Raw genomic sequence first — 12,413 nt, 5'->3', positions numbered from 1 at the left:
CGCTCACTCTCCCCTCTGACTCTCTTTCAGGCGGATCCGTCACTCGGCGTCACCGCTGTCCTTTACCTTGACACCATCCACAATATCTTTGTTCGGATCAGCAACGTATCGCTCACCTTCCACCAGACCATCCACTACTTCGATGTCATATTCTGTTTCCAGCCCGGTTTCGATGTACCTTTTTTCGACTCGGTTTCTGCTGTCCACCACATACACATACGCTTTTCCGGATTCCGCTTCGATTTGGACGGCCTCAAAGTTCACGCGCAGGGCATCAAGTCTTTCGACCGTGATGATTTCCGCATCGGCTTCATAGCCTACTTTGATGTTTTCGTCAGGATCGGTGATCGTGACTTTTACCGCAACTTTCGCATCCTGGTCAGCGGACGTCGCGGATTTTTCCGCCGATTGGCCGATTTCCGATACGACCCCGTCATATTCTTCAGTGACCCCTTTCACCTTGACTGTCGCCTTCTGGCCTACCCGCATATTTACGCTGTCAAACTGGCTGACAGCCAAACTGATCACATATTCAGTGGCCCCGTCGACGATGATGGCATCCCCGACCTGAGGGTATTCGTTCGCCACAACGTCCATCTTCGTCACGATGCCGTCGACATTGGCCTTCAGATCGCTCTCCTCGATTTTTTTATTCAAATAGGCGAGGTCTGTTTTCAGGAGAGCAATCTGGTCGGCCTGATTGGATATCCTTTCCTCCGCTGTTGCGCTCGAAAAAGTTGCCGTGGTGTTCAGATTCGAAAGAGCGATTTCCGCACTCCGGACGGCTTTTTCGCCATCAGTGATTGCCTTGATCGCCGCCTCATACTTTACGGCAGCGCCGCTTCTGGCATTTGAAACGCTGATTGCCGCGTTACGGACAGCGGCTTCGCTGTCGCTGACGGCTTTTTCAGCTGCTGCATATTCAATAGAGCCCGCGCTTTCGGCGTTCGAAAGAGCGATTTCCGCGTTGCTCACAGCAGCTTCACTGTCCGAAACCGCTTTTGCGGCTGCAGCATATTCAGCGTCGGCTGCGTTTTCGGCATTCGAAAGAGCGATTTCTGCGCGGCGGACAGCTGTTTCAGCATCGATCACCGCCAATTTCGCCGCATCATAGCCGGCTTGATAGCCCATTTCAGCGCTGTCAAAAGTCAGTTCCGCATTCCATACCGCCGTTTCGGCAGCGGTGACAGCCTGTTGCGCCAACTGATAGTCCACTGCGTACAGAATCGGATCGGAGTCGTACAAGGTTTTGACGATATCCAGATTCAGTTTTGCACTCTCATAGGTTGCTTTAGCTGTTTCCAACGCACATTCAGCTTCATGCAAGGCATTTTCCAGATCATCCAAATTCTTTTTGGCGATCCAGTAATGCGCCTTCGCATTTTCCAAAGTCAGTTCGGCTTGGCCGACCGCATTCGCGTTGGCTATTTCGACGTTATGCAGTTTATCCGCTAATGCGGCAGCGTTCGATTGGGCGCTCTCCAAGGCTATTTGAGCTTGGCTCACCGCATTGTCGTAGAGCGTTGCCCGCGCCGATAGATTGGAGTTCGCCGCGGCATAATTCGACTGGGCATTCTCCAGGGCTATATTCGCTTGCTTGATTGCATTCGCATTGAGCGTATTGATGTCATCCAAATTCCCTTGCGCCGCACTGTAATTCGATTGGGCACTTTCCAGCGCAATCCCCGCTTGGCTCACCGCATTTTGGGAGGAAGCCTTGTCCATTTGAGCGCTGCTTCCGGAAAGATAGGCAAGCGTCTCCTCTGCATTGGAAAGATTGATGGCCTGCTTATCCAATTGGGTGCGGTACTCGGTCGCATCAATCCTCGCCAGCACATCGCCTTTCTTGACTGCCTGCCCTTCCTCCGCCAACACTTCGACAATCTTGGCTGTGGGCGAGGGATAAAGGCTGCTCCTGCTGCTGGCTTCGATGTCGCCGGTTATCGGCACATACTTAGCCAATTGCCCTTTCCAGGCCGTATGCACCGAAACTTCCTGGACCTGGGCATTCTGATACCACCAGTAGGCAGTACCTCCGCCCACCAACAAAGTCAGCAGAAGGACCGCCGTGACAATGATCGATTTTTTTGATTTGAATATGATAGCTTTCAGTTTCCCCATAAACAAGCCCCCCTCGCGCAATTTCCGGATACTCCAGTTGATTCCATCGTTTCGGTATCTCAATTTTACCATATCAGCTGATGCATCCGTGAAGATATTGTCAGCGCATACAAAACCATTTTGGATATTTTCTTTTTTTTGAGAATACACACCTCTTAGCAAAAGGTTTTGCATCCTCAATTTTTTGACAAAAAATCCCTACACAAATATACTTGAACTGATTGAAGCGATTTCAGAAGAAGGTGGATGCGATGATTATGATGACCAACGTGACGAAAACTTACAAGACCGGTGACGTGGAAACATACGCTCTGAAGGACGTCAACCTCACCATCGAAGAAGGCGAATTTGTCGTCATCCTCGGCCCCAGCGGCAGCGGCAAGAGCACCCTGCTGAACGTCATCAGCGGCTTGGACACCGTCACTTCGGGGGAAATCAGCTTCCGGGGCGAGACGCTGACAAACCTGGACGAAGAGGAGATGACAGCCTTCAGAAGGAAACATTTGGGCTTCATCTTCCAGCAGTACAACCTGTTGCAGAACCTGAACGTCTACGAGAACATCCAGATTGGCTCGGACATCGGCACCGCTCCGCTCGACATAGGCGACCTGCTCGAAAAGGTCGGTCTGGAAAAATCCCGCAACAAATATCCCAGCCAGCTCTCCGGCGGGGAACAGCAACGGGTTTCGATCGTCAGGAGCCTGGCAAAGAATCCCGACATCATCTTCTGCGACGAACCCACCGGCTCGCTGGATGAAGAAAATTCAAAAAAGATTCTGCAGCTGCTGCAGAACCTGAACGAGGACTACAACAAAACCATCATCGTGATCACCCATAACTTGGGCATCGCCGAAATGGCGGACAAGGTCATCAAGATGAACTCCGGTCAAATCACAGAAGTCACCCTCAATGAAGTCAAAAAGAATGCCCAGGACATCTCTTGGGGATAGGGGGAGGTGCGGATCATGCTGCTGAAAAATGTCATCAAAACCTTGCGGAAAAAATGGATGCAGCTGGTTGCCATCGGCTTCATCATCATCCTGAGCTCCGCCACCTACACCATGATGTTCTACGGATTGAGCGGCATCGAAGAACCGACGGAAGCGTACTTGGCGGATTACAACCAGGAGGACTTTGCCGTTGAGATGCTGAACCGGGTCACGCTGGAAGAAGCAGCCTACCCCATTGCGGCGGCGCTGCTGGCCAGAGGTTTCTACTCGCTCAGCGACATAAAGAAAGTCGAGCCAGCCACTTTCTACAAGCTCATGGACAACCGGATCGCCGATTTTGAAGCGAGCTACCGCGATGTCAGCCTCGAACTGAGGGAATACAAAAACACCTCCTACACCTACCATGGACAGTCGCATAAAGCGCTGCTCGTGAAGGATGGCGAAACAATTAATCTTTCCTATATGGAGGAAGGGCGCAAACCCTCAGCCGACAACGAAGTCGCCGTCACCAAAATCTACGCCGACAAGAACGCCCTCATCATCGGGGACGCCCTCACCATCAAAAACAAGAGCTACCGCGTGACGGGCTTTGTGCTTTTCCCGGATTACACCCTTCCCATGTTCGATGAAACTTTCAACTTGGATACCGGGCTGCAGACACTGCTGCTCATGTCTGATAAAGAATATGAAAACTTCGACGACAAAGAGAGTTTCCGTTTGGCCGGCATGAACCTGACTGAGGAAAGCATAGACACCGCCTACGACAAAGATGCGCTGCCTTTCGTCAGCCAGATTACGGATACGCAGACCAGCATGAGGAGCGGTGCCATCTATGATGAACTCACCCAAGGAAAAGTCATGGCTTTGGGACTCAGTATCTTCATCGCGGCCATCGCCGTCATCATCGTATCGATCCTGATCTACAACCTGCTCCATGCCGAAAGAGGCCAGATCGGCATCCTCAAGGCGCTCGGCTACCGCCGTTCAGAAATAGCCCGGCCTTATTTCGTCGCGATGATGGTCTTCGCCGCTCTTATGCTTATCCTGGGCTACTTCATCGGATCGCTCTATTCCGAGCCGTTGAAAAAATTGTATCTGGATTTCTATCTCCTGCCCCAAGTCAAAATCGCCCAGAGCTTCACCGTCTTCGCTACTGCAATCTTGGTGCCGCTCCTGTTCTTCTCCTTGGTTTCCGGAATCATCATCTACCGGATCCTCGGCGAGAATGCCCTGGAACTGCTGAAGCCGCATGAGGGCAAGTCGATCAACCGGATCGGCAGGCACCTCAGCCGGGTCCTTTCCAATGCTAAAGGCAGCACAAAATTCAAATACTTGCACGCCATCAAGAGCACCGGCAGTTTCTTCATTTTCTTTCTGGGAATCATGTTCTCGACAATCCTGATGAGTTTTTCCTTCATGATGGGCGGAATGGTCGATCGGATGACGGTCGACTACCTGAATAAGGTCGACTACGAGTATGAGGCCTATCTCGACGTCACAGAAAGGCTGCCCGAAACCCGGCCCGGCGACGAAAAATTCCTCATCTATCCATTCGCCTCGCTCGACGACTACGTTGTATCGCTGCAAGGGCTGTCTTCCCGCAACAAACTTTACAGCCTGTATGATGAGGAAGGCAATGATATCACCGTAAACATCCAGAACGGCGCCGTGATCACGAAACGGCTCAGCATCAAGCTCGGACTCGAAGAAGGCGATACCATCCGACTGGAAGTAAACGACGACACTTTCCCCTTTCTTGTCAAAGGCGTGACCGATGAATACATTTCCGACAAGGTGTATCTGAACATCGAAAAGCTCAGCAATATGTTATCGGAAAACAGCACTTCGCGCCTGTACAGCGGCATCTATTCGCTCAGAAAGCCATCCGATGCCTACTACAGCACAATCATCAGCAAGTCCGGGCTCATCGAACAATCGAAGGCGATGGCCAACTACACGCAGTTCATCTCGAACGTCATGATCGGCGGGTCCGCAATCATCGCTTCGAGCATCCTGTTCGTGCTCACTTCCTTCACCGTCGAAAAAAATTACTATGTGATTTCGCTGCTCAAAGTGATGGGATACAAACGCCGGGAAGTCAACGCGATGATCCTGAACAGCTATTTCTTCTATGCCCTGATTTCCTATCTGATCAGCATCCCCATCGCTTTGGGAATACTGAACCTGATGATGCGGTTCTTCACGGAGGAATATGGCGTCATCCTACCGCTGCAGTACAGACCGATTTTCCTGCTGCAGACATTAGTGATCTTAATCCTCATCTTCTTCGCCGGCACCCACATAAGCAGGCGAAAAATTGCCAAAATCCCGCTTCAGGAAGTACTAAAATCCTATCAGGAATAAGCTTATCCAGATGCTTTTCGTTAGTCGCTGACTGGATTCTATAGTAAGATGTAAAAAATGACTCGCTCATGGAAATATACAATTCGGGAAGTGATCACATGGAGAAGAAAAAGAGAAAAATCAACCTCGTCCTGATCGGCGTGGTTTTGGCGGGCATCATCGGGCTCATCCTCCTCACGAAGAATGGAAAAATCGAACGGATCAGTTTGGCCGAGGAAACGAATACGGAAGCCAGCCTCGGCTCATTCGAGTCATTGGAAGACGAATTGTCCAAGCACCCTGAACTGTACCGAGCGGTTTTTGATGTGGAAGGTGTCAACCCGGAAGAAAATACTTATGTCATCCCAGGAATGGATGCCACTTTGACGCTCCATCATGAACACGAGGGAACGGATATCTGCACAACGATGACGCCGCAAGGGTTGGCCGTCAACAAAGATTACCTGTTCATATCGGCTTATTGCAAAACCAAAACACACAATTCCGTCATCCATGTGCTGGACAAGAAGAGCGGCTCCTTCATAAAGGAAATCGTCCTGGACGGCATCCCGCATGCAGGTGGCCTCGCCTTCGACAACAACCATGAGCTGCTCTGGGTCACCTCGGAAAAAGGCGACACCGCGCAGGTCATCACTCTGTCTTTGAAGGACATCGAAGCCTATGACTTCACGGATTCCGCTGAACCGATCAATTATACGGACAGCATCGCACTGCCTGACATCAAACGGGCTTCAACAATCACAGTCCACGGCGATGACCTCTACGTGGCGCATTTCGATGACGAAGAGACGAGTGTCATGCACCGCTACCTGATCTCCACAACAGAAAACGATAACGGAGAGGAAGTCCATGCGCTCGATACCGGAAAAAGCACGGAAGAAGCTTCTCCTGACGATGTAGATAAAATAGGCAAAGAGATCCAAGGACTGGCTTTTCATCAAGAAAAGCTGATGCTGTCACGCTCTTCTGGCAGAAAGCATGACTCAACCCTGCTTTCCTTTGATCGGCTTAAGGAAAACGAAGACTTCACGGACAAAAATGTGAATACCGAAATCACGATGCCTTCCTACATGGAGCAAATCGTCGTGGATGGAAAGCATCTCTACATCCTCTTTGAATCCGGGGCATATGCTTATCGCGACCACGGCAATCCAAGCATCGACCGGGTCATGCGGGTGGAAATCGACACGTTGTTCGAGGAATGAACGGCCTATCGCAATTGAAAAAAACATAACAGGAGGGGCTATCTCGCAATGAGACAGCCCCTCCTAGTTGCGTATATGCTTACCATTGTGCGCCCTAAGTTTCAGTCCACATGATCAGTCAACTCGATGCGTTGATCTCCCTCCAAAAGTTCCCTTACGATTTCCATATAGCGCTTGGAAATCGCGCTGAGCGGACGCACTTTCGAATAAATGAAGCCGATGGTATTTTTTTGATCGACATCCATCGGCACCACGACGATATGGTCCTGCGTGTTTGATTTCAGGAGACCGGATCCGACCAAGTAACCATTCGTCACGGACAGCAGATTCAATACGGTTGCGCGGTCACTGGCACTGATCCGCTGAGCATTTTGATCGACTTGGATCGATTCTTCCATCAACTGCAAGGTGCTATTTTTGCTTTGATCGAAGGAAATGACAGGGTACGGATGGAGTTCCTCCTGCGTTATTCTCTCCTTCTTCGCCAACGGATGGAATTCGCTGAGGAACACATGCGGCTGGAACGCGATCAGCGGATCGAACTTCAGATCGAACGCCTCGAGATATTGCTTGATGACTTTCCCGTTGAAATCATTCAGATAGATGAAGCCGACTTCGCTGACGGCATCGCGCACATCTTCCATCACTTTCGAAGTGCTCGTCTCCAAGAAACGGAAATTCAATGATTCCTCTTTCTTTTCCGAAACCAGTCGGGCAAAGCCTTCCGAAGCAAAATCATAGTGTTGGCTCGAAACTGAAAACAACCGTCTGTTTTCAGTTGCAGACAGATAGCGATAATCCAGCTGATCCGCTTGAGCTACGATCTGATCGGCGAACTCCAAAAGCATAGCCCCTTCTTTGGTTATTTCGATACCTTTTTTTGACCGCTCGAAGATCTGGATGCCATATTCTTCCTCAAGATCCTTGATGCTTGACGACAGACTGGATTGCGCCATATATAATTGCCTTGCAGCTTCCCTAAAAGTGCCGTATTTCGCCACTGTTATGACATATCGCAATTGTTGCAGGTTCATATTTTTGCCTCCTTGGCTCTATTTTCCGATGGGGTCCCATCGTTTCCACAAAAAAAGTGCATGCGCGTCAACAAAACACACATGCACGAGTATTCATCATCATTTCAGCGCTTCACTTGGATGCGGATGCACAATCTGCCCCTGATCCCCTTTACAGAGTGGCCACGCTCACCCGGCTGCGGAGATCAAAAGATGATAAGAATATACTTGCATGTTTCTTACATCCGCACATACAACACATCATCTTCTGCATGGTTCTGCCTCCCCTTCTGTCCTCATCGCTTTCTAATAAGATAGCGATTTTCCCGGCATCTGTCAATCATTTTCACTTTTTCGGCCTTAAATGAATTTTCCCGTCACCGAATTTTTGTCTTTCCGGATATCAGATGGGGTCCCTTCCGCAATGACTTTCCCGCCGGCAGTTCCGCCACCCGGACCAAGGTCGATGATCCAATCCGCAGCCGCGATGATCTGTTGATTGTGTTCCACAACGATCACTGTGCTGCCGGAACCGACCATCCGATCCAACAATCTCAGGAATTTTTCGACATCGAGCGGGTGCAGACCAGTAGTCGGTTCATCGATCAAATAAAGATTCTTTTTCCCCCGATTTGCCAGGAGTTCCACTGCCAGCTTGAGCCGTTGCGCTTCCCCGCCTGAAAAAGTCGTTGTCGTCTGGCCGAGCTCGAGGTATCCGAGGCCGACCTCCTGCAGCAGTTCAAGGATGGCACTGATTTTGGGCGAATCCGCAAACAGTTCCGCGCCTTCCTCCACCGACAAGCCGAGCACTCCTGTGATCGAATGGCCGCGGTAGGTCACGGACAGCACTTCATCCTTGAAACGTCTGCCCGAACAGACAGGACAAGGGACTTCCTGGTCTTCAAAAAACAGCAGGTTATTTGTAACGACGCCCAGGCCTTCGCAATGATCGCAGCGTCCCCCTTTCACATTGAAGGAAAAGTGATTGGCGGTCATTCCTTTTTCGATGGCAGTCTGCTGCCGGCTGAAGATTTTCCGGATTTCCGTATAAGCATCCGAATAGGTCGCGACATTCGAACGCTTCATCCGGGTGATCGGGGCCTGTTCCACGACGACAATCCGGTCGAATGAGCCGGTCCCGCTCACCCGATTCGGATCCTCTGAAGGGGCAGTGTCCCCTTTCGCCAGCACATCGAACACGAGCGTCGATTTACCGGACCCCGATACGCCGGTGACACAGATGAGACAGCCGATAGGGAAACGGACTGTCAGGTTCCGGAGGTTATGCTTGTTCGCTTGGCTCACCTCGATGAACGTACCGGATCCTTTGCGGAAAATTTCGCGCGGTTCCGGGTTGCTGTTCAGATAGGCACCGGTGACGGATGCCGCTTGATCCTTGATTTGCTGTAGCGTTCCCGATCCGATGACTTCGCCCCCATATTTCCCCGCTCCAGGACCGATATCGATCAGGTAGTCCGCAGCCTCCATGACGGCTGTGTCATGTTCGATGACGAGGACCGTATTGCCTTTATCCCTCAGCGAGCGCAGGACAGTCAGGAGCCCTTCCGTATCTTTTGGATGCAGACTGATTGTCGGTTCATCCAGGATATAGACGACACCCGTCAGATCCGAATCGAGTACAGCCGCCAGCCTTAGCCGTTGTGCTTCCCCTCCTGAAAGTGTCATGGTTTGCCTGTCGAGCGACAGATAGCCCAATCCCAACTTCAGGATCCGTTTCAGTTTGGTCTTCAGATCCGCCACATAGACGCCCGCCAACAGTTGTTCCGAATGCGTCAGATTTGCATCAAGTTCACGGATCCAATCCATAAGTTCTTTCAACGATGAAGCGGACAATCCAGGCAAGCGCACCCCCTTCACGGTCACATTCCTGCTCAGCTCGTTCAGTCGTTCGCCGTGGCATTCCGGGCAGATGACCGATTCAAAATAGGTTTCCCGGAGTTTGGAACTCCCTTTTTGATCCGCCATTCTGCACCAAAGGTTCGGCAGCACGCCTTCATACCGGCCTTCGGCAACCGTTCGGGGCACCGGCAGATCCGTGAACAACCGACGCACTGCTTCACTTTCGGCTCCCTGCAGCAACAGCACGCGCTGTGCCGGCGTATATTCCTTCACAGGCATATTTGTTTTCAGCGGAATCCCGTAATGGTCACAAGCGGCATAGAACGACTCCAGTTGATAATCCCGGTAGCGTTTTTCCCAAAAAACGACCGCGCCCTCCTCAGGCGACAGCTCTTCATGGAGCACCCGCTTCTCATCGATCGTCAGCACTTCCCCCATGCCCTGGCAAGTTGCACAAGCGCCTTCTCGGGTGTTGTAGGAAAAATAGGTGCGGGTAAGCTTCTCCATCCGCTGATCGCAATGGGGACAATACTGGAACACCTTGAAGTCATCGGCGGTCTTTTCAGTTTCCTCGCGGCACTCTGCCGAACTGAATTCCTTCCCGCAAGCCGGGCAGTCCCTCGTGCTCAACTTCTCGAACAGCATCCGCAGATCGGTATAGATATCCGTGACTGTTCCCACAGTCGAACGCGGATTTTTATTGGAAGCCTGTTGCTTAATTTGGATTGCGGGAGATACATGGCGGACCGCATCGATATCCGGTTTGCGGATCCCTTGGTAGCCGATCGCCTCCAGATATTGGCGTTGGCACTCCTGATAAAGCACATCCATCGCCAAAGTCGTTTTCCCGGAACCAGATACCCCTGTAAGGACAATCCATTTATTCCGGGGCAAGTCCACGGTGATGTTCTTCAGATTCCCTTCCTTAGCGCCGATGATACTGATATGGTCCATGCCTGCTCCCTCGCTTCCTTTTGATTCTTCTGCTCCAATTATATGCCACTTGCTGCGTTTTTGTCCCGATTAAGCAGGATGGATGCCCTGTTTTCTGTTATACTTCAGAAGAGACGACCGCGGTAATCAGGCGGCGAACAGAGTCAGGAGCGAACAAGATGAAAAAAACAAACCAAAAGAAACCCCTCAACAATAAACGCAATCGTCAGGTCAAGGCGACAGAACCCCAAAAAAGCCCGTCCACCAAAGGGGTTACCCAATACCCTGTGACCGAACCGAGCGAATTGTTGCCCTTCTTGCTGCAGATCCTCAGCAAGCAAAGCCGCAACTCAGTCAAATCAATACTTACCCGCGGACAAGTGACGGTCGACGGCAAGGTCCTCACCAAGCACAACCATCCCTTGGAACCCGGGCAGACTGTCGGCATTTTGGCGAATAAGGAAGCCCTCAAAAAAACGTCCCTGTCAGGCCTCAAGATTCTGTTTGAGGATGAATCGATCATCGTGATCAACAAGGACGCCGGCTTGTTGTCGATGGCGACCGATGATCCCAAGGAACCGACCGCTTACCGCCAATTGATCCAATACGTCAAAGAAGACAACAAAGCGAACCGGATATTCGTCGTGCATCGTCTGGACCGGGATACTTCCGGCGTCATGCTGTTCGCAAAATCCGAAGCACTGAAAGAAAAGTTGCAAAATGATTGGAAGGAGATCGTCAAAGAACGCATCTATACCGCTCTTGTCGAGGGCGAGATCAAGAAGGATGCCGGCACCATCTCCTCGTGGCTGACCGAGAGCAAAGCCATGAAGGTCCATTCCAGTCCGAAAGACAATGGCGGCAAGCATGCCGTGACCCATTACCGAAAAATCCGCGCAAACAAGGAATACTCGCTCTTGGAAGTGGAGCTGGAGACCGGACGCAAGAATCAGATCCGCGTCCACATGGAATCTTTGGGCCACCCGGTTGCCGGCGACAAGAAGTACGGTGCCCGCACCAATCCGATGAAACGTTTGGGACTGCACGCTTCCACACTCGCGTTCATCCATCCCGCGACCGGTGAGCTCGTCCGCTTCAGCGCGCCGGTACCGAAAGCTTTCTTGCTGTATTCGAAATAAGAAGAAAGGGGCTATTTCGAAATGAAATAGCCTCTTCTTTGTGGTTTGGGGTATGTTTGTCTGGAATGGGGTTCGAGTTCGTAGAGTTCATAGTGGAATTCCCCGCCAAAATGGCTTTGACAGGGAGTCTAGCGTTGTCCGCGTACGTTTTTCCCCGCCAAGGTGGCTTTGGCGGGTTTTCAGACTGTGGTTTGAACTAAAATAAACCGCCAAAACCATTTTGGCGGTTTATTTCAACTTAAATTCAATTCCAGCCTATCCGCGGTAACGCAACGCCAGCCCTTTCAGGAAATTACGCGCATAACGATCGCCGCAAGGCTTGTAGTTGCGGTGCCCTTCTTTGCGCAAGACCGCGCTCAGTTCGCTTTTCGAAACGGTGACGCCTGCCGATTCCAGAATTTCCAGCATGTCTTCGTTTGTCAAAGTCAGCGCGATTTTGACTTTCTTCAGCAGCAGATTGTTGACGTTTCCGTTGTTCAGCAGAAATTCCGGCTTTGGTTCCGGTTCGCCGGGCTTCACTTGCGATTTGCCGCGTTGGGAAGTGATGAGTCCGTTCAGGAAAGATTCCAGTGTCGCATTATCGCAAGCCAGTTGATCATCACTTGAAGGCGCAGTTGCGCCCGCAGCGTCAGTTGCTTCATCTTTCTTTGGATTCTTGAGCATCTTTTGCACGGCTTCCTTCGTCACTTCGAGTCCACCCAAACGGAACACTTCCACCATATCCGCGTCCTTGATGTCCAGCGCATAGCGCAAGCGGATCAGTATATCATTGTTGTCCATATTAAACCTCCAAATTTTCCTGTAAAATTATCCTTTTCCAGTATACCT

Annotated in this window: 8 protein-coding genes; 4 read left to right on the top strand and 4 right to left on the bottom strand. The window is 51.1% G+C overall.

Going from position 1 to position 12,413, the window contains the following annotated elements; all coding sequences use genetic code 11:
- Window positions 1-39: 39 nt before the first annotated feature.
- Window positions 40-2,121, bottom strand: a complete 2,082-nt coding sequence (locus PH235_RS04360) for an HlyD family efflux transporter periplasmic adaptor subunit (protein ID WP_272161193.1) — start codon at window positions 2,119-2,121, stop codon at window positions 40-42.
- Between the two features lie 251 nt (window positions 2,122-2,372).
- Between PH235_RS04360 and PH235_RS04355 the strand changes: the two genes are divergently transcribed.
- From PH235_RS04355 to PH235_RS04345, 3 genes are all read left to right on the top strand, one after another.
- Window positions 2,373-3,071, top strand: coding sequence for an ABC transporter ATP-binding protein (locus tag PH235_RS04355; RefSeq protein ID WP_272161192.1), 699 nt, complete (start codon window positions 2,373-2,375; stop codon window positions 3,069-3,071).
- A gap of 15 nt (window positions 3,072-3,086) precedes the next feature.
- Window positions 3,087-5,435 (top strand): ABC transporter permease, encoded by a 2,349-nt coding sequence (locus PH235_RS04350; protein ID WP_272161191.1) that lies wholly within the window; start codon window positions 3,087-3,089, stop codon window positions 5,433-5,435.
- 98 nt (window positions 5,436-5,533) lie between these two features.
- Window positions 5,534-6,640, top strand: coding sequence for a YncE family protein (locus PH235_RS04345; protein WP_272161190.1), 1,107 nt, complete (start codon window positions 5,534-5,536; stop codon window positions 6,638-6,640).
- A 101-nt stretch (window positions 6,641-6,741) separates the two neighbouring features.
- Here PH235_RS04345 and PH235_RS04340 read toward each other — a convergent pair whose 3' ends face one another.
- Window positions 6,742-7,674: a LysR family transcriptional regulator gene (locus tag PH235_RS04340; protein WP_272161189.1), complete on the bottom strand. Its 933-nt coding sequence runs from the start codon at window positions 7,672-7,674 to the stop codon at window positions 6,742-6,744.
- A 339-nt stretch (window positions 7,675-8,013) separates the two neighbouring features.
- Complete coding sequence (locus tag PH235_RS04335; RefSeq protein WP_272161188.1) at window positions 8,014-10,467, bottom strand: excinuclease ABC subunit UvrA; 2,454 nt, start codon at window positions 10,465-10,467, stop codon at window positions 8,014-8,016.
- A 158-nt stretch (window positions 10,468-10,625) separates the two neighbouring features.
- On the opposite strand from PH235_RS04335, the gene PH235_RS04330 reads away from it, so the two are divergent.
- The gene (locus PH235_RS04330; RefSeq protein WP_272161187.1) at window positions 10,626-11,585 is read left to right on the top strand and encodes an RluA family pseudouridine synthase; all 960 of its coding nucleotides are present in this window, start codon (window positions 10,626-10,628) and stop codon (window positions 11,583-11,585) included.
- A gap of 255 nt (window positions 11,586-11,840) precedes the next feature.
- Here the strand turns inward: PH235_RS04330 and PH235_RS04325 are convergent, their stop codons facing one another.
- Window positions 11,841-12,365, bottom strand: coding sequence for a DUF1456 family protein (locus PH235_RS04325; RefSeq protein ID WP_272161186.1), 525 nt, complete (start codon window positions 12,363-12,365; stop codon window positions 11,841-11,843).
- Window positions 12,366-12,413 lie beyond the last annotated feature (48 nt).

Source organism: Trichococcus sp. K1Tr, from assembly GCF_028309625.1.
Taxonomy (GTDB): Bacteria; Bacillota; Bacilli; order Lactobacillales; family Aerococcaceae; genus Trichococcus.
The sequence above is the reverse complement of the archived record's forward strand: the minus strand, read 5'-3'. Positions and strand labels throughout refer to the sequence as shown.